General features: G+C 68.5%; 16 protein-coding genes. 9 read left to right on the top strand and 7 right to left on the bottom strand.

Annotation, left to right across the window (positions count from 1 at the left end; all coding sequences use genetic code 11):
* Positions 1-122 precede the first annotated feature (122 nt).
* Positions 123-1,220 carry a methyltransferase gene (locus ACZ7KI_RS20510; protein ID WP_470274691.1) on the top strand — a complete coding sequence of 366 codons (1,098 nt, stop codon included), beginning with the start codon at positions 123-125 and terminating at the stop codon, positions 1,218-1,220.
* Here the strand turns inward: ACZ7KI_RS20510 and ACZ7KI_RS20505 are convergent.
* Entirely contained in the window at positions 1,189-2,073 is an 885-nt protein-coding gene (locus ACZ7KI_RS20505; protein WP_470274690.1) for a LysR family transcriptional regulator, read from the bottom strand. The two genes, ACZ7KI_RS20510 and ACZ7KI_RS20505, sit on opposite strands and share 32 nt — an antisense overlap.
* 70 nt (positions 2,074-2,143) lie before the next feature.
* Between ACZ7KI_RS20505 and ACZ7KI_RS20500 the strand changes: the two genes are divergently transcribed.
* On the top strand, positions 2,144-3,478 hold the full coding sequence (locus ACZ7KI_RS20500) for an FAD-binding oxidoreductase (protein WP_470274689.1): 1,335 nt from the start codon (positions 2,144-2,146) through the stop codon (positions 3,476-3,478).
* A gap of 97 nt (positions 3,479-3,575) precedes the next feature.
* Positions 3,576-4,760 (top strand): acyltransferase family protein, encoded by a 1,185-nt coding sequence (locus ACZ7KI_RS20495; protein WP_470274688.1) that lies wholly within the window; start codon positions 3,576-3,578, stop codon positions 4,758-4,760.
* A 75-nt stretch (positions 4,761-4,835) separates the two neighbouring features.
* Here the strand turns inward: ACZ7KI_RS20495 and ACZ7KI_RS20490 are convergent, their stop codons facing one another.
* Genes ACZ7KI_RS20490 through ACZ7KI_RS20480 form a run of 3 tightly spaced genes read right to left on the bottom strand, consistent with a single transcriptional unit; the run spans position 4,836 to position 6,355 of the window.
* A complete protein-coding gene (locus ACZ7KI_RS20490) occupies positions 4,836-5,252 on the bottom strand; it encodes a nitroreductase family deazaflavin-dependent oxidoreductase (protein ID WP_470274687.1) in 417 nt (138 codons plus the stop codon).
* 32 nt (positions 5,253-5,284) lie between these two features.
* Complete coding sequence (locus tag ACZ7KI_RS20485) at positions 5,285-5,644, bottom strand: PLDc N-terminal domain-containing protein (RefSeq protein ID WP_465502510.1); 360 nt, start codon at positions 5,642-5,644, stop codon at positions 5,285-5,287.
* Between the two features lie 36 nt (positions 5,645-5,680).
* Positions 5,681-6,355 (bottom strand): cytochrome P450 family protein, encoded by a 675-nt coding sequence (locus ACZ7KI_RS20480; protein WP_470274686.1) that lies wholly within the window; start codon positions 6,353-6,355, stop codon positions 5,681-5,683.
* Between the two features lie 85 nt (positions 6,356-6,440).
* Between ACZ7KI_RS20480 and ACZ7KI_RS20475 the strand changes: the two genes are divergently transcribed.
* The gene (locus tag ACZ7KI_RS20475) at positions 6,441-7,298 is read left to right on the top strand and encodes a PaaX family transcriptional regulator (RefSeq protein WP_470274815.1); all 858 of its coding nucleotides are present in this window, start codon (positions 6,441-6,443) and stop codon (positions 7,296-7,298) included.
* Between the two features lie 169 nt (positions 7,299-7,467).
* Here the strand turns inward: ACZ7KI_RS20475 and ACZ7KI_RS20470 are convergent, their stop codons facing one another.
* Positions 7,468-7,869 carry a RidA family protein gene (locus ACZ7KI_RS20470; protein WP_470274685.1) on the bottom strand — a complete coding sequence of 134 codons (402 nt, stop codon included), beginning with the start codon at positions 7,867-7,869 and terminating at the stop codon, positions 7,468-7,470.
* Between the two features lie 48 nt (positions 7,870-7,917).
* On the opposite strand from ACZ7KI_RS20470, the gene ACZ7KI_RS20465 reads away from it, so the two are divergent.
* Both ACZ7KI_RS20465 and ACZ7KI_RS20460 read left to right on the top strand, forming a co-directional pair.
* Positions 7,918-10,269, top strand: a complete 2,352-nt coding sequence (locus ACZ7KI_RS20465) for a bifunctional salicylyl-CoA 5-hydroxylase/oxidoreductase (protein WP_470274684.1) — start codon at positions 7,918-7,920, stop codon at positions 10,267-10,269.
* Entirely contained in the window at positions 10,266-11,438 is a 1,173-nt protein-coding gene (locus tag ACZ7KI_RS20460; protein WP_470274683.1) for an acyl-CoA dehydrogenase family protein, read from the top strand. Before ACZ7KI_RS20465 ends, ACZ7KI_RS20460 begins: the two co-directional genes overlap by 4 nt.
* Here the strand turns inward: ACZ7KI_RS20460 and ACZ7KI_RS20455 are convergent.
* Entirely contained in the window at positions 11,380-12,096 is a 717-nt protein-coding gene (locus ACZ7KI_RS20455) for a DUF2306 domain-containing protein (RefSeq protein ID WP_470274682.1), read from the bottom strand. The genes ACZ7KI_RS20460 and ACZ7KI_RS20455 overlap by 59 nt on opposite strands.
* Positions 12,097-12,343: 247 nt before the next feature.
* Between ACZ7KI_RS20455 and ACZ7KI_RS20450 the strand changes: the two genes are divergently transcribed.
* Both ACZ7KI_RS20450 and ACZ7KI_RS20445 read left to right on the top strand, forming a co-directional pair.
* Positions 12,344-13,579 carry an ROK family transcriptional regulator gene (locus tag ACZ7KI_RS20450; RefSeq protein ID WP_470274681.1) on the top strand — a complete coding sequence of 412 codons (1,236 nt, stop codon included), beginning with the start codon at positions 12,344-12,346 and terminating at the stop codon, positions 13,577-13,579.
* Positions 13,580-13,732: 153 nt separating this feature from the next.
* Positions 13,733-14,959: an RICIN domain-containing protein gene (locus ACZ7KI_RS20445; protein ID WP_470274680.1), complete on the top strand. Its 1,227-nt coding sequence runs from the start codon at positions 13,733-13,735 to the stop codon at positions 14,957-14,959.
* Between the two features lie 123 nt (positions 14,960-15,082).
* Here ACZ7KI_RS20445 and ACZ7KI_RS20440 read toward each other — a convergent pair whose 3' ends face one another.
* The gene (locus tag ACZ7KI_RS20440; protein WP_470274814.1) at positions 15,083-15,727 is read right to left on the bottom strand and encodes a GntR family transcriptional regulator; all 645 of its coding nucleotides are present in this window, start codon (positions 15,725-15,727) and stop codon (positions 15,083-15,085) included.
* A 182-nt stretch (positions 15,728-15,909) separates the two neighbouring features.
* Between ACZ7KI_RS20440 and ACZ7KI_RS20435 the strand changes: the two genes are divergently transcribed.
* Positions 15,910-17,154, top strand: coding sequence for an MFS transporter (locus ACZ7KI_RS20435; protein WP_037317707.1), 1,245 nt, complete (start codon positions 15,910-15,912; stop codon positions 17,152-17,154).
* Positions 17,155-17,194: the final 40 nt, after the last annotated feature.

The following is a 17,194-nucleotide window of genomic DNA, read 5'->3' as shown; positions in this document are numbered from 1 at the left end:
CATCGGATTCGTGTCGACACCGGTTCATGCCGCGGCCGTTCACTAGCCGCCGTTCCTGAAACGCCCGACGGAACAACGCTCGCGGGTCTCTTCGCCGTGGGCGGAAACAGGAACGGAACCTCATGAACTCCCTGTCCATAATGGACGGTGGTGGTCGGCGCTGGCTGACCACCACCGGTACGAATCCACCACGCCACGTCGTCGAAGTCGGCGACGAACTCACCGCCGACGAGGCGTATCGGCTCGCCGTGTCAGGCACCGGTCTCACCTGGCACGGCGATTTCCCGAACGCGCGGAACCTGCTCGCCGCGATGGGCCGCCGCTGTCCGGCGACGACCGGAAAAACGTTTCAGGACAAGCGAAATCACCAAGCACGCCGAGCGCGGATCCTCGGCAGGCTGCTGGTTCCGCTGGAACCGGGACACGTCCTGCCGCTGCGTCGCGGTCCGGATGTCCGTGCGGCCTGCACCGAGGTCTACGGGCCTTCGGAAACCGCGTCGCTGGTGTCCTTGCCCGAACTGCTCGGCGTGGTCGGCGCGCACGAGTGGCGGGTCAAGGGCGTCGAAATCCCGGCGCTCGACGCGAAGATCCATCCGCATCACGGCGTCTTCTCCCCCATCCGCGGCGAGTACGTCGATCTGGTGGCGAAAACCCCGTTACCCGCGACGGAACTGGCCTTCGACATCGGCACCGGAACGGGCGTGCTCGCCGCGGTTCTCGCCCATCGCGGGGTGAAACGAGTGGTGGCGACGGACACCGAACCCCGCGCGCTCGCCTGCGCACGCGAGAATTTCGAGCGCCTCGGTTTCGAGGGAATCGAAACCCTCGAAACGGATTTGTTCCCGCCAGGACGCGCGCCGCTGATCGTCTGCAACCCACCTTGGCTGCCGGCTCGCGCGCACACCCCGCTCGAACGGGCCGTCTACGACCCGGGTAGCCGGATGCTCCACGCCTTCCTGGACCGGCTGCCCCGGCATCTCACCCCCGGCGGGGAGGCCTGGCTGATCCTGTCCGACCTCGCCGAACTGCTGGGCCTGCGCACGCGTGACCAGCTGCTCGCGGCGTTCCGGCGCTCCGGGCTCGAAGTCCGCGGACGAGAGGCCACCCGGCCGAAGCATCCGCGCGCCACCGATCCGACCGATCCGCTGCACGCCGCGCGAGCGAAGGAAGTGACCACACTGTGGAAGCTCACAAGGCGAGCAGCGCCCGTGCCTGACTGATGAACACGCGGGCGGCGGGGCTGACCGGCCCCTCCGTCCGCCAGGCCAGCGCCAGTTTCGCCCGCAGCCCGGCAGGCCGGGTGATCTCCATGGCGTGCAGGTTCTCGTAGTAGGTGGCCAGCGACATCGGCACCACGGCGACACCGAGCCCGCGACCGACCAGTTCGGCGACGACGTTCGGGTCGCCCGCCTCCAGCGTCACCCTCGGCTGCGCGCTGTCGGCGAGGAACGCCGCGTCGACGATCGCGCGCATTCCGGTGCCCTTCGGCAGGCTCACCAGTGACCGGCTCTCCAATTCCGACAGCGTGATCGTGGCTCGCGAAGTGAGCGCATCGTCCGGCCCGGAAATGGCGACGAGCGGTTCGTCGAGGACGACCTCGAAGCCGATCCCCGGCGGCGGTTCACCGGAGAGCCCGATCAGCGCGACGTCGAACCGGCCGTCGGCGACGCCCGCGAGCAGGATGTCGGAAGTCGCCTCGGCGAGCGTGATGTCCACCGCGGGATGGCGTTCGTGGAACCGCGCAAGCAGATCCGGCAGATTGACCGGCCCGCGCGAGGACACCATGCCCATCGAGACCTGGCCGCGGACCAGTCCGGTGAGTTCGTCGACCGCCTGCCGCACCCCGGCGACGGCGGCGAGCGCGGCCCGCGCGCGCGGCAGCGCGGCCGCGCCGACCTCGGTCAGCCGCACCGCGCGGGCCGACCGGTCGAGCAACGGTTGCCCGAGTTCGCGTTCGAGGCGGCGGATCTGGGCGCTGACCCCGGGCTGGGCGACGTGCAGCCGCTCGGCGGCGCGGGTGAAGTTGGCTTCCTCGGCCACCGCGACGAAGTATTCGAGCTGACGCAGTTCCATAACCGGCGATTCTAGTTGCCAGACGAACTAGATCTTGGACTTCTGGTCGGATCGAGACCAGGCTGGTCCCATGACCACGATGCTCCGCCCCGGCGACTCCGGCTACGACGACGAACTCACCGGCTTCCAGACCGCGGTATCCCGGCGCCCCGATGTGATCGTGGCCGCCGCTTCGGCCGCCGACGTCGTCGAGGCGGTCCGATACGCCGCCGAGCACGACCTGCCGGTCGCGGTCCACTCGACCGGGCACGGTGTGGGCGTCCCCTTCGAAGGCGGCGTGCTGATCACCACGCGGCGCATGACCGGCATCCGCGTCGACGGCGAGATCGCCAGGGTCGACGCCGGCGTCCGCTGGAAAGCGGTCATCGAGGCGGCCGCCGAGCACGGGCTCGCGCCGCTGAGCGGTTCGTTCCCCGGCGTCGGTGTCGTCGGCTACACCCTCGGCGGCGGGTTCAGCCTGCTCGGGCGGAAGTACGGCCTCGCCGCCGACCACGTCACCGCCATCGAGGTCGTGACCGCCGACGGCGAACTCCGGCGCGCCACCCCGGACACCGAGCAGGACCTGTTCTGGGCCCTGCGTGGCGGCCGCGACAACTTCGGGATCGTCACCGCGCTCGAATTCCGGCTCGTCCCCGTCACCCATCTGTATGGCGGCAGCCTGCAGTTCGGCACCGAATCGCTGGCGACGGTGCTCCGCGCCTGGCGCGACTGGGCGGCCGGGATGCCCCGCGAGATGACGTCGTCGCTGGGCATGGTCCCGATGCCGGATCTGCCGATGGTGCCCGAGCCGCTGCGCGGTAAGCACGTCGCCCAGATCCGGATCGCCTACCTCGGCGACGCCGCCGAGGGCGAACGCCTCGTCGCGCCGCTGCGCGCCGTCGCCCCGGTGCTGGGTGACACGCTCGCCGAGATCCCGTTCACCGAATCCGGCTCGATCGCGAACGAGCCGCCGTTCCCGCACGGCTACCGCGCCGACAACGTCACCGTGCCCGAACTGAACGACACGATGCTCGACGCGATCCTCGAACACGCCGGCCCCGGCGCCCCGGTGCCGACCGTCATCCTGCTGGACCTGCTCGGCGGCGCGCTGTCCGACGCGCCCGAGCACCCTGGCGTCGGCTGGGACCGTGAAGCCGCCTTCACCGTGCGCGCACTGTCCGTAGTGGATGACGCGGCGCTGCCCGAGATCAAGGCCGCGCACGGGAAGCTGTTCGACGCGCTGAAGCCCTGGTCGACCGGCAAACTGCTGACCTTCGTCTACGGCGAGAGCGACGCGGGCGACGAAGCGTCCAAGGTGTACTCCCCAGCGGATCTGCGGCGCCTCGCCGAAGTCAAGGCGGCCGTCGACCCGGCGAACAGGTTCCGGCTGACGCATAACGTCAAGCCTGCGCGTGACGCTGGGTGATCTCCGAAATCCGCAGGTAGGAGGCCCCCATCCGGGGCGAAGGCACAGTGGTCGGCCCCCGTATACTTCCGGGCCGACACCGCCATTAGGGGGCACTGTGCGCACATTGGGCCATGACGAGTTCCTCGCCATGCGTCGCTTCCCCGCGCTCGACGGGCTGCGCGCCATCGCGGCCACCATCGTGATCCTCTTCCACTTCGCGGGTCCGAAGTGGAGCTGGCTGTCCGGCTGGGTGGGTGTCTACATCTTCTTCGTGCTGTCCGGGTTCCTGATCACGACGCTGCTGCTGCGTGAACAGGACCGGACGGGACGGATCTCGCTTTCGGCGTTCTACCTGCGCCGGGTGTTCCGGATCCTGCCGCCGTACCTGGTGATCCTCGGCGGGATCATCGTGTTCGTGTGGCTGCGCGGCGAGTTCTTCGTCCGCGAGTTCCCGCACGCGCTGAAGTACTACTTGACGTTCTTCAACGAGTTCCTGCCCGGCAGCAAGCCGAACGGCGCGGACAACTTCTTCAGCGGCTCGTGGACGCTGGGCATCGAGGAGAAGTTCTACCTGGTCTGGCCGTTCCTGCTGGTGGTCGCGGGCGCCGTCGGGCTGGCCGCGGCCTGGCGCAAGCTGGCGCTGGCGATCGCCGCTTTCGCGCTGATGGCCGGCCTGGTCGGCGTCACCAGCGGCTGGGTGCTCAACGGCCCGCAGGTGCCGATCTACCGGTCGACCGTGCACTACGCGATCCTGCTGATCGGCTGCGTGCTGGCGATCGCGATGCACTACCGCCGGTCCTACGCGGTGGTCAAACCGCTGACCCACCCGCTCGCGGCGATCCCCGTGTTCGGCGCGTTCGCCGTCCTGCACGTCAACATGGAAAGCCTGTGGTGGAAGACCGACAGCAACCTGGGCCTGCTGATCGCCTACGGCCTGCTCTCGGCGATGTTGCTGGTCGTGCTGGTCTCGCCGGGGCCGCTGCGCTGGCTGCTGGCGACCAAGCCGATGCGCTTCGTCGGTGAACGGTCGTACTCGCTCTACCTGCTGCAGGGTCCGGTGCACTTCGCCGTGGTCGCGGCGATCCCGCCGCTGGGCGAGCACCGGATGATCAGCGCGCTGACCGTGTTCGCGGTCGGGCTGGGGATCGCGGACCTGATCCACCGCTGGGTCGAGCAGCCGATGATCACCACCGGCAAGAAGCTGATCGCGCGCCGCCAGGAGCGCAAGGCCCTGCGTGCGGCCGAGGCCGAACTCAAGGCCCCCAGCGCCGCCGTCGAAGCACCCAGCGCCGCGCGCTGACCCCCTGCGTTTCGTCCTCTGAATGCGGTAGTCGGCGTCGGCAACTACCGCATTCAGAGGACTAGATGCGACGGGTCAGCGGGAGAGCGTGACGATCGGGATGACCCGGTCGGTCTTCTCCTGGTAGTCGGCGAAGCCCGGCATGAGGCTGATCATCTTGGCGTAGAGCCTGTCGCGCTCGGCGCGGTCTTCGAGTACGACTGTCGCGGTCGCCTCGAACTTCTCCGTGCCGACCTCGATGGTGACCTTCGGGTTCGCCACGATGTTGTGGTACCAGGCCGGATTCTTGTCGGCTCCGGCGTACGACGCGGCGACGATGTACTTGCCGTCTTCCTCCGCGTACGCGAGCGGCGACGTCCGCGGCTCGCCGCTCTTCGCGCCGATGGTGGTGAGCAGCAGCAGGGAGCCGCCCTCGAACGGGCCGCCCACCTTCCCCTCGTTCTCGCGGAACTCCTTGATGATGTTCTTGTTCCAGTCGAGCGTGTCGGACATTCTTTCCTCCAGTGTCGTTCCCTCCACCGAGGCTACTCAGAGCCGCTCTCGCGGGCCTTGCGGCGCTGCGCTTCCGCACGCTCACGACACTTGCGCAAGAACTCTTCGTCGTCCTCAGGGCTCGTCGCCGCGAAGCGGCCAGGCCGGTCGTATTCCGGGAACGCCGGGGACTCGCGTTCGTAGCGGCCGCGCGGCGCGCGGACGGCATGCTGCGGACGACCGGCGACCAGCCAGACGATCGAGCCGATCAGCGGGACCAGCAGCACCAGCAGGAGCCACATCCCCTTGGGCATGTTGCGGCACGAACCCTCGTCGGTGGTGATCACGTCGACGATGCAGAAAATCCACAGGCCGAGCGTCAGAACGCCGAATAGACCATTGAAATACAGCATGGAAAACTCCCCAGTTCCAGATGACCGGGGTAAGTATTAGCACAAGAGGACGTCGAGAATTCCCGTGGCCACCGCGAGCGCCAGTGCCTGTCCCGGGCACCGCTTCGGCCCTGCTCCGAACGGCCGATCCGAGATATCCACCTCGACGACCTCGCCGCCGACCCACCGTCGGGTGATCCGGACCGGCGGATCCTCCCGCAGGACCCGATCGAGCAGGCTCGCGGCGTCCTCGCCGGGCCGGTGCGCGGCCAACGCCTTGGTGAGCAACTTGGCCGTGGCGTCGCAGGCCTGCACCAGCAACCCGATCCGCGCGGCCGTCCGCTCGTCGGCGTCGCCGCCGCAGACCTCGATCAGCCGCGCCATGGCCTCGTCGGCGTGGGCCCCGGGTTCAGTATGCGGGTGGTAGCAGGCTGAAACCGTTGCGATGTCGCGGGAAACGTCCGGCAGGCCGAGTTCGGCCGCCAGCACGGCGACCGGGACCGTCCACACGATCCGGTCGACCGTTTCGTGCCGTAGTTCCTGGGTGAACGCGAAGGCCTTGGCCCGCACGGACCCCATCGTCGCCAAATCCGCGAGCACGAGCGCGCGCCGCCGCGGGTGGTCTTCCGGACGGCTGAACCGGGCGACGTTCGCCCGCAGCCACCGGACGCCTCCCGGCTCGACGTCGCAGGGCACCGGCGGGACAGGGGCTTCGGTCAGGGGATTCTCCATACCGTGACGTTAAGTGCGGAACACTTCGGTCACGGCCGAAACGCCGACGGCGCGGAAGCGGGTGGCTCGTTGTTATGGTGACCGGGTGACGGCCGTGTCGGAGGCAACCGAAGTCGACGGCGCGGGGCGAACGGCGCAACCGCGCCAGCTCATCGTGACCGTGTACGGCCTGTACTCGCGCGGCGAAGGCGGCTGGCTTTCGGTCCGGTCCCTGATCGACCTGCTGGCCGGCGTGGACGTCGAGGAACCCGCCGTCCGGTCGTCGATCTCCCGGTTGAAGCGGCGCGGGATCCTTTCCGCGGTCCGCCGGAACGGTGCGGCCGGGTACGAACTTTCCGAGACCGCGCTGGCGATCCTGCGCGAAGGCGACGAACGGATCTTCCGCCGCGAACGCGCCACCCCCGGTGACGGCTGGCTGCTCGCGGTGTTCTCCGTCCCGGAGGCCGAACGGCACAAAAGGCACGTTCTTCGCACACAGCTCGCCCGGCTCGGCTTCGGGACCGCGTCGTCCGGCGTCTGGATCGCGCCGGCGCACCTGCGCGACGCGACCTCAGACATGCTTCGACGGCTCGAACTGGAGGGTTACGCCGATCTCTTCCACGCCGAGCATCTCGCGTTCGGTGACGTGCGGGAGAAGATCCGTGAGTGGTGGGACCTCGACCAGCTCGAGGCGCTGTACACCGCCTTCCTCGACGAGCACACGCCCGCGCTGCGCCGGTGGCAGCGGCGCAAGACCACGGACGAGGCCGAAGCGTTCGCCGACTACGTCCGGGTGCTGACCGACTGGCGGCGGCTGCCCTACCTAGACCCTGGCCTCCCGGCCGAACTTCTGCCGTCCGGCTGGGCCGGGATCCGGGCGGCGGACCTCTTCTTCACGCTGCATTCGCGGCTGGGCGAGGCCGCGGCCGCGCACGTCTCGCACACGCTGCCCGACGTGAGATGAACGAGCCGGGCCGGTCGTGGCGGCCCGGCTATCCGGAAGGGACGGCTCACCGCGTGTCGTCCATCCGGGTACGCGAAACCGCCGACCCGAACCACCGCTTTAAACCCGCGAACACGACACCCTCATGTGCTCGGGGACATCAGACCGCGACGCGGGCCGAATCTCTCACTTACGCGACCACCGCGAAGCCTTGCACCTCGACCAGCGCCTCGGCGTCCCAAAGCCGGCTGACGCCGATCCCCGCCATCGCCGGGTATTCGCTCCCGGCCAGCCGTTTCCACACCGCGCCGATCTCGCGCGCGTGGGCGCGGTAGTCGTTCATGTCGACGATGTAGATGGTCACGCTGCACAGGTCCGACGGCTGCCCGCCCGCCGCGCGCAACGCCGTCAGCAGGTTGAACAGTGCGCGTTCGAACTGCTCGACCACGCCGTCGCCGACGATGCGGTTCTCCTCGTCCAACGCCGTCTGACCGGCGAGGAAGACGAACCGCCCGCTCGCCGCGACTGCGTGCGAGAAGCCGGAAGGACGGCCGAGCTCGGGCGGATTGATGCGCTCCATACCGGTGAGCATATCCCGTATCGTTGACGGTCGTACATACCGCGACATACCCTGAACGGCGTGCGTATCGCGGTGTTAGGCGGCGGCCCGGCGGGGCTCTACTTCGCCACGCTGGCGAAACAGCTCCATCCCGATCACGAGATCACCGCCTGGGAGCGCAACGCGCCCGACGACACCTTCGGGTTCGGGGTGGTGTTCTCCGACGAGACCCTTGGTGGCATCGAGCACGCCGACCCGGCCATCCACGCCGCCATGCGGCGCGAGTTCGCGCGCTGGGACGACATCGACGTCCATTTCCGCGGCACCGTGCACACCTCCGGCGGGCACGGGTTCGCCGCGATGAGCCGCAAACGACTGCTCGGCATCCTCCAGGAGCGCTGCGCCGAACTCGGCGTGGACGTGCGGTTCCGCACACAGGCGCCGAGCGCGGCCGAGGCGAGCGCGGAATACGACCTCGTCGTCGCGGCGGACGGCGTCAACTCGCCGACCCGTACCGCTCTCGCCGAGAGCTTCCGGCCGGACATCCAGACCCGCCGCTGCAAGTACATCTGGCTCGGCACGGATCTGGTCTTCGACGCCTTCAAGTTCCACGTGCTGGAAACCCCGCACGGGATCATGCAGATCCACGGCTATCCCTACAGCGACACCGCGAGCACGTTCATCCTCGAACTGCACGAGGACGTCTGGCAGCGCGCGTTCGGCGGGATCGCCGCGACCTCGCTCGCGCCGGGGGAAAGCGACGAGAAGTCGATCGCCCTCATCCGGGAACTGTGCGCGGACGTCCTCGACGGGCACCAGGTGTTCGCCAACAACTCGAAGTGGACCGCGTTCGCCACCGTGCGCTGCGCGAGCTGGCGGCACGAGAACGTCGTCCTGCTCGGCGACGCCGCGCACACCGCGCATTTCTCCATCGGTTCCGGCACGAAGCTCGCCATGGAGGACGCGCTCGCGCTCGCCGCTTGCCTGCACGAACAGCCCGACACCGGCAGCGCGCTGAGCGCGTACGAAGCCGAGCGCCGTCCCGTCGTCACCTCGACCCAGCGTGCCGCGCAGGCGAGCCTGGAGTGGTTCGAAAACCTCGGCCAGTACACGCATCAGGATCCGGCGCAGTTCGCGTTCAACATCCTGACCCGCAGCCGCCGCGTCACCTATGACAATCTCAAGCTGCGAGATCCCGAATTCGCCGCCGAGCTGGACACCTGGTTCGCGTCCACTTTGGACACCGAAGTCCGGCCGCCGATGTTCCAGCCGTTCCGTATCGGGAACCTCGATCTGCCGAACCGCGTCGTCGTCTCGCCGATGGACATGTACTCCTCCGAAGACGGTGTGCCGACCGATTTCCACTTGGTACATCTGGGAAGCAAGGCACTCGGCGGCGCCGGGCTGGTGATGACCGAGATGGTCTGCGTCTCCGGGACCGGCCGCATCACCCCCGGCTGCGGCGGTCTCTACACCGAGGAACAAGAGCGGGCTTGGGCCAGGATCACCGACTTCGTGCACGGGAACACCCCCGCGCGGATCGGGGTCCAGCTGGGCCATTCCGGCCGCAAGGGTTCGACGAAACTGATGTGGGACGGGATCGACCAGCCGCTACCGGAGGGCAACTGGGAGATCTGCGCCCCGTCCGCGATCCCGTACGGCGAAGCGAATCAGACCCCGCGCGAACTCACGAAACCCGAGCTGGCGGAAATCCGCGACCAGTTCGCGAACTCCGCGCGCGCCGCCGCGCGCGCCGGATTCGACCTGCTCGAACTCCACTGCGCGCACGGATACCTGCTTTCGTCCTTCCTGTCCCCGCTCACCAACCGGCGCACCGACGAATACGGCGGCTCGCTGGAGAACCGGTTGCGCTTCCCGCTCGAAGTCTTCGACGCGGTCCGCGCGGCATGGCCCGCCGAGCGGCCGATGACGGTCCGCATCTCCGCGACAGACTGGCACGAAGGCGGGATCGACGTCGACGACGCCGTCGAGATCGCCCGAGCGTTCGCCGAGCACGGCGCGGCCGGGATCGACGTCTCGACCGGCCAGGTCGTCAGCGAGGAGAAACCCCAGTACGGCCGCAGCTACCAGACGCCTTACGCGGACCGGATCCGCAACGAGATCGGGCGCGAGTACGGCATCGCGGTGATCGCCGTCGGCGCGATCTCCTCCTACGACGACGTCAACTCGCTCATCCTGGCGGGCCGCGCGGATCTGTGCGCACTCGGCCGGACCCATCTCTATGATCCACAGTGGACATTGCACGCCGCCGCCGAGCAGGACTATCCGATGCCGTGGCCCAAGCAGTACGCGGCGGGCAGCCGGAAACCACAGGGCGGCCGGACCGACGGACCGAAACCACGGCTGGAACTGTTGCGGTCGGGGGAACCCGGCACGGCGCACGCCCGCTGGCGACCTGGGAGCGATCGATGACCGCCTTCGCGTTGAACCCGCAGCAGCAGGCCTTCGCCGACGAGGTGCGACGGCTGGGCGCCGAGAAACTCCGTCCGCTGGCCGAATCCGGCACCGAAGGCGCGGTGAACCGGCCGCTGCTCAAGGAAATGGGTGCCCTCGGCCTGCTTTCCCGGCTGTTCCCCGGCGTCGACGGCGGCAGCCCGAGCAGGGAGGCGGCCGCGACGGATCTCTGCATCCTGCGGGAATCCCTCGCGAGCCAGAGCACCGAGGCCGAGACCGCGTTGGCCCTGCAGGGCTTGGGCACGTATCCGGTACTGCAGTCCGGGCAGGACTCGCAAGTCTCGAAGTGGGTTCCTGCGGTGGCCGCGGGTGACGCCGTCGCCGCCTTCGCGCTGACCGAACCGAACGCGGGCTCGGACGCGGCGGCCTTGGAACTTTCCGCCGAGCCCGACGGCGACGGCTGGCGCCTGACCGGCGAGAAGATGTGGATCTCCAACGCCCCCGAGGCCGATTTCTACAGTGTTTTCGCCCGCACCACACCGGAAGCGGGCTCGCGCGGTGTCTCGGCGTTCGTCGTCCCCGCCGATCGCGCCGGGCTTTCCGGCGAGCATCTCGATCTCGTCAGCCCGCACCCCATCGGCACCCTCGTCTTCGACGGCGTCCGGGTCGAGCGGGACGAACTGCTCGGCGAACAGGACCGCGGCTTCGGCGTCGCGATGCGGACGCTGGACCTGTTCCGGCCCAGCGTCGGCGCGTTCGCCGTCGGCATGGCGCAGGCCGCGCTCGACGCCGCCGTCGCCCACGCCCAGACCCGGATCGCGTTCGGCGGGCCGCTGCTCAAACAGCAGACCGTGGCGCACACCCTCGCCGAAATGGCGACCAGGACCGAGGCGTCCCGGCTGCTCGTCTACGCGGCGGCCGCCGCCTACGACGCGGGCGAACGGAACCTCGCCGGGCGGGCCGCGATGGCGAAGCTGTTCGCCACCGAGACAGCCCAGTACGTCGTCGACTCGGCCGTGCAGATCCACGGCGCGCGGGCGCTGCGGCGAGGACATCTGCTCGAACACCTCTACCGCGAGGTCCGCGCACCGCGTATCTACGAAGGTGCCTCCGAGGTCCAGCGGACGATCATCGCGCGATCGCTGGCTTCTTCTTCGCCGGACGGCGGTCGAGGTACCACTGCGTGACGAGCAGGACCAGCGTCCCGCTCGACCAGGCCGCGATCGCGGCAACCGACTGCTGGTAGGCGAGTTCGCTGCCACCGAACGTGGTCGGGATTCGCGGTTCCAGCACGATCATCGCGATCGGCGTGATCACGCGGCTCACGATGATCGACATGGTCAGCGCGAAACTGCGGATCATCCACCGCCGGTGCTCACCGAACCGGCGTTCCCGCGCCGCGCGCCAGCCGGCGAACGTACAGCCCAGCCACAGCACCGCCATCAGCACGTTCGCCACCCGGGTCGCCGGGCCGAACGGGCTCAGTGCCCCGATCGTCAGCGCCATCAGCCCCGCCGGGAGCACCCCGGCGAACACGTAGGCCCGTCCGACCTTGCGGTGCACCGCCGGGTACCTGGCGCGGAACCACGGCCAGATCTGGATCAGCGCCCCGACCATCGCGATGGTGCCGAACAGGACGTGTCCGACAAGGAACCAGTAGTGCGACGTGAAGCCCGGCGGCTGCGGCACACGTGATCGCGAGGGATCCATCGCCAGATACGGCGGCAACGAGAAGGCCAGGAACACCACTACGACGACGGCCAGCGGTGCCAGCCACGGCCGTCGCCACCAGGGCTTCCTCGATTCGGTTTCCGGTCGGTCGCGGTGCCCCAGTCGGACGGTCATCGCCGATCCCCCACATTTTCCCAGTGCCAGCAGGATTTTTCGGTGCTGACGCTAGGGGCCGGGCGGTACCGCGGAGAATGGAGTGAGCCGCCGGTCCGGCGGTGGGGCAGGCCCTACCGCCGTGCGGCCCGGACGAGGTACACCTTCGATCGGGTGGGTCCGCCGCCTTATTTCACCAGTTAATACATGGCAGAGGCTAAGGTCGTGGGGCATCCTGGAAGCTTCGCCGCCACAAGATGGGTACCGCATGCCTGCCAAGCGCACCACCGTCCGTGACCTGCGGCGGCACAACCGTTCCCTCCTGCTGTCGAAACTCTACTTCGACGGCCCGCTCAGCCGCCACGAATTGAGCGGTCTGACCGGTTTGAGCGCCGCGACCGTCAGCAACGTGACCGCCGAGCTCGGCGAAGAACGCCTCATCGTCGAAGCCGGTTTGGTCGAGTCCGACGGCGGCAGGCCGCGCGTCCTGCTCCGCGTCGACCCCGCGTACGGCCACGTCGCCGGCGTGGACATCGGCGAGACCGGGGTGAAGGTCGAACTGTTCGACCTCACCATGAACCGGATCGCCACCGTCGAACATCCCTTCGCCTCGCCGCGGCCCGACGCGGCGGCGGCCGTCGCCCAGGTGGCGTCCGGGCTCCGGGAAGTGATCATGGAAGCGGGTGTCGACGAGGCGACCGTGCTCGGTGTCGGCGTCGGCGTTCCCGGCACCGTCGAGCAGGGCGAAGCACTCCGCGTACACGCGCCCACCATCGGCTGGGAAGAGGTCCCGCTGACGGATCTGCTGCGCGCGCAGGGGGTCGAGCTGCCGCTGTTCGTCGACAACGGCGCGAAAACCCAGGGACAGGGGGAAATGTGGTTCGGCGCCGGACGCGGTGCCCGGCACGCGGTGATCGTCCTGATCGGATCCGGGGTCGGCGCGGCCGTGGTCACCGACGGCACCACCTACCGCGGCTCCACCAGCAGCGCGGGCGAATGGGGCCATACGACGATCGTCTACGGCGGACAGGAATGCCGCTGCGGATCGCGGGGCTGTCTCGAGTCCTACGTCGGCGCGGAGGGCGTCCTCGCGCGCTATCGCAAGGCGCGTGGTGGAAAAACCGCCGCGGGCGAGGACGAGCAGTCGCAGTTCGCCGCCCTGCTGGAGTCGGCAGGCAAGTCCAAGACCGCGGCCAAGGTGCTCGAGGAGACCGCGGGTTATCTCGGTGCCGGGATCGGCAACCTGATCAACCTGTTCAACCCGGAACGGATCGTGCTGGGCGGTTGGGCAGGGCTCGCGCTCGGCGAGGGGCACCTGCCCGAGATCCGGCGCGCGGCGGGCGAGCACGCGCTGAAGCACGTTTTCGACCAGACCGAGATCGAACTCGGCCAGCTCGGACCGGACGCCGTCGCCATAGGAGCCGCCACGCTCCCGGTCGCGGTTCTCCTGGAGCAGGGCGCGGACCCGCGGACGGCCGGATCGAAGCGCGGGACGGCCGCCTGACCTTAATTCGAGTTCGAAAAATACATCTTGTCGCAGTGGTAGAGACCATGCATACTTTGTTGCCAGGCACAACAAAGTAGTTCTGCCACGCGCTTTCCGTTCTCCCGCGTCCGCTGCCGCGCGGGGTCCCCAACGGTCAGAGAGGCGACAACGATGTCCATCTCATCGCGAATCCGCTGGACGGCGCTCCTCGCTGTCGGCGTCCTCCTCGGTTCACTTCCGGCCACGACCCAGGCTCCGGCTTCCGAGGCCGCGGTCTTGGCCGCCACCTTCACCGACGACTTCAACGGTCCCGCGGGCGCCGGGATCGACACCTCGAAATGGCACTTCGAGACCGGCGACAACGTGAACAACCACGAGCGCCAGTGGTACACGTCCGGGACCGACAACGCGGCGCTCGACGGCCAGGGCAACCTGGTCATCACCGCGAAGAAGGAGAACCCCGGCAACTACAACTGCTGGTACGGCCGCTGCGAGTACACCTCGGCGAGACTGTCCACGCAGGGCCAGTTCACGCAGACGTACGGCCGGTTCGAAACGCGGATGAAACTGCCGCGTGGACAGGGGATGTGGCCCGCGTTCTGGATGCTCGGCGCCGACATCGGCAACGTCGGCTGGCCCAACAGCGGCGAGATCGACATCATGGAGAACGTCGGCTTCGAGCCGAACACGGTGCACGGCACCCTCCACGGCCCCGGCTACTCCGGCGCGGGCGGTATCGGCGCGGCCTACAACGGCCCGAACTTCTCCGACGACTTCCACACCTACGCCGTGGACTGGGCGCCGAACCAGATCAAGTGGTACGTGGACGGAAACCTTTACCAGACAAGGACTCCTGCCGATCTCAACGGCAACCGCTGGGTCTTCGACCACCCCTTCTACCTGATCTTGAACCTCGCCGTCGGCGGGTACTGGCCGGGTGACCCGAACTCCAGCACCGTCTTCCCGCAGCGCCTCGTCGTCGACTACGTGCACGTCAACTCCAGCGGCACCGCCGGGAACACCGGGCGGATCACCGGCATCGGCGGCAAATGCGTCGACGTCGCCGGTGCGAACACCGCCAACGGAACGCCGATCCAGCTCACCGACTGCAACGGCAACGCCGCCCAGAACTGGACCGTCGGCGGCGACGGCACGATCCGCGCGCTGGGCAAGTGCATGGACGTCTCCGGCGGCTCGACCGCAGACGGCGCGCCCGTACAACTCTGGGACTGCAACGGTTCCGGCGCGCAGAAGTGGACGGTCAGCGGAGCGAGGGACATCGTCAACCCGCAGGCGAACAAGTGCCTCGACGCCACCGGGAACTCGTCGGCGAACGGGACCCGGCTTCAGCTCTGGACCTGTGCCGGTACCGCCAACCAGAAGTGGACCACGCCCTGACCCGCCCGACCCCACGCATTTAGTCCTCTAAATGCGCTAGTTCGCATCCCGGACCACCGCGTTTAGTCCTCTAAATGCGGTGGTTCGTGATGCGAACTGCCGCGTTTAGAGGACTAAACGCGTTCAGGCGCGTTCCGCGTAGGCCTCGACGAGCTGGGCTTCAGCATCGGCGAGGTACTGCGCCAGGAGCGCTTCCGCACCGGCGCCGTCGCCTGCCTCGATCCGCTCGAGGATCTCCGCGTTGCGTTTGAGGTACGGCTCGTGGAAGCGCCGGGGGTCGGCCATCATGTGGAACACCAGCCGCAGCTCGGCGAAGATGCCGCGCATCAGCTCGTCGATCCGTTCGCTGCCACCGAGTTCCGCGATCGCCGAATGGAACCGGATGTTCGCGGTGCCGAGGTCCTGCCAACGCTCGCTTCGCTCGGCGAGCCTGCCATCCTCCACCATGCGCGCGAGCTTCGCGAACGTCGGCGGCTTCTCCGTCACCGCGCGGACCGCCGAGCACTCGACGACCTTGCGCACCTTGTAGAGGTCGACGACGTCCTCTACCGAAAGCACCCGCACGAAAACGCCGCGGTTGAGCTCATGGGTCAACAGCCGCTCGTGTGTGAGCAGCCGGAACGCCTCGCGCAGCGTGTTCCGCGAGACGCCGAGCGCCGAGCCGATGTCGTGCTCCGAAAGCCGCACCCCCGGCAGGAAGAACCCTTCCGCGATCCGCGTGCGCAGGACGCCCGCGACCCGCTCGGCGGTGCTGGTGCGGCTGATCATGCCGCGATCCGCTTCGAGTCCTTGCACCGATGCAGGACCACCCTCCGCGATCGTCACGTGACCGATCCTACCTACACACAAGAGAGCAAGCCAAGGATCCTCTTGTGGAATTGTTGAACAATACCTACAGTGGCTTTCCATGTGACCCGTGCCACGATGAGATCCACCCACTGGAGGTGCCGATGGACGCGACAGCAACCACCGAAGACACACGCCCCTTCGCCTGGTTCCGCACGCTCGGTTCGCGAGGCCGCCGGGCCTTCGTCGGCGCGTTCGGCGGGTACGGGCTCGACTCGTTCGACTACCAGACACTGCCGCTGGGCCTGGCCGCCATCACCGCCTACTACGGCCTCTCCGGTGGGGAGGCCGGTCTGCTCGGCACGACGACGCTGGTGGTCTCGGCGATCGGCGGCATCGGCGCCGGCGTGCTGGCCGACCGCATCGGCCGCGTCCGCACCCTCCAGATCACCATCGCGATGTACACGATCTTCACCGTGCTCTGCGGTTTCGCGCCGAACTTCGAAACACTCCTGATCTTCCGTGCCCTGCAGGGACTCGGTTTCGGCGGCGAGTGGGCCGCCGGTGCCGCGCTGGTGGCGGAGTATTCGCAGGCGAAGTACCGCGGCCGCACGGTCGCCTTCGTGCAGAGCGCGTGGGCGGTCGGCTGGGCGCTCTCGGTCGTCGTCTACACCGTCGTCTTCAGCATCTGGAGCCCGGACATCGCGTGGCGCGTCATGTTCTGGACCGGCGTCATCCCCGCGCTGCTGGTGCTGTGGGTCCGCCGCAACGTCCAGGACGCGCCCGTCGCGGAAGCCGCCAGGGCCACGAAGAAGGAACGTGGTTCGCTCGCGGGCATCTTCAAACCGGATCTGCTGCGCACGACGTTCTTCGCCGCGCTGCTCGCCACCGGCGTCCAGGGCGGGTACTACACGCTCGCGACCTGGCTGCCGAGCTACCTGAAGACCACTCGCGGCCTGACCGTCATCGGCACCGGCGGCTATCTGGCGTTCCTGATCTCCGGCGCGTTCATCGGCTACGTCACCGGCGGTTATCTCACGGATCTCTTGGGCCGCAAGAAAACCTTCCTGCTGTTCTCCGTGTTGTCGGCGGGTCTCATCATCGCCTACACGCAGATCCCGGCGGGCGCGAACACGCTCGTGCTGTTCCTCGGCTTCCCGCTCGGGTTCTCGATGTCCGCGATCTTCAGCGGGTTCGGCGCGTTCCTCGCCGAGCTGTACCCGTCGGCGCTGCGCGGGACCGGGCAGGGCTTCACCTACAACCTCGGCCGGGCCATCGGCGCGACCTTCCCCGCCGTGGTCGGTTTCCTCGGCGCCGGCGGTGCGATGGTGTTCGGCGCGGTCGGCTACGGCATCGCCGTACTGGCGCTGCTCGGCCTGCCCGAGACTCGCGGCCGCGAACTTCTGTGACGACAATCGGAAGAGGAGGCACCGCGATGACCACCTTCGA

The organism is Amycolatopsis sp. NPDC039088, assembly GCF_055598845.1.
Note: the sequence above shows the minus strand (reverse complement) of the source record. Positions and strands in the feature narration are given on the sequence as shown.

Excerpts from the sequence above, each read along its gene's own strand:
- ACZ7KI_RS20450 (WP_470274681.1), top strand. The coding sequence starts at position 12,344 with ATGCCTGCCAAGCGCACCACCGTCCGTGACCTGCGGCGGCACAACCGT.
- ACZ7KI_RS20460 (WP_470274683.1), top strand. The coding sequence starts at position 10,266 with ATGACCGCCTTCGCGTTGAACCCGCAGCAGCAGGCCTTCGCCGACGAG.
- ACZ7KI_RS20435 (WP_037317707.1), top strand. The coding sequence starts at position 15,910 with ATGGACGCGACAGCAACCACCGAAGACACACGCCCCTTCGCCTGGTTC.
- ACZ7KI_RS20490 (WP_470274687.1), bottom strand. The coding sequence starts at position 5,252 with ATGTCCGACACGCTCGACTGGAACAAGAACATCATCAAGGAGTTCCGC.
- ACZ7KI_RS20505 (WP_470274690.1), bottom strand. The coding sequence starts at position 2,073 with ATGGAACTGCGTCAGCTCGAATACTTCGTCGCGGTGGCCGAGGAAGCC.
- ACZ7KI_RS20500 (WP_470274689.1), top strand. The coding sequence starts at position 2,144 with ATGACCACGATGCTCCGCCCCGGCGACTCCGGCTACGACGACGAACTC.
- ACZ7KI_RS20510 (WP_470274691.1), top strand. The coding sequence starts at position 123 with ATGAACTCCCTGTCCATAATGGACGGTGGTGGTCGGCGCTGGCTGACC.
- ACZ7KI_RS20480 (WP_470274686.1), bottom strand. The coding sequence starts at position 6,355 with ATGGAGAATCCCCTGACCGAAGCCCCTGTCCCGCCGGTGCCCTGCGAC.
- ACZ7KI_RS20445 (WP_470274680.1), top strand. The coding sequence starts at position 13,733 with ATGTCCATCTCATCGCGAATCCGCTGGACGGCGCTCCTCGCTGTCGGC.
- ACZ7KI_RS20455 (WP_470274682.1), bottom strand. The coding sequence starts at position 12,096 with ATGACCGTCCGACTGGGGCACCGCGACCGACCGGAAACCGAATCGAGG.
- ACZ7KI_RS20440 (WP_470274814.1), bottom strand. The coding sequence starts at position 15,727 with ATGATCAGCCGCACCAGCACCGCCGAGCGGGTCGCGGGCGTCCTGCGC.
- ACZ7KI_RS20485 (WP_465502510.1), bottom strand. The coding sequence starts at position 5,644 with ATGCTGTATTTCAATGGTCTATTCGGCGTTCTGACGCTCGGCCTGTGG.
- ACZ7KI_RS20470 (WP_470274685.1), bottom strand. The coding sequence starts at position 7,869 with ATGCTCACCGGTATGGAGCGCATCAATCCGCCCGAGCTCGGCCGTCCT.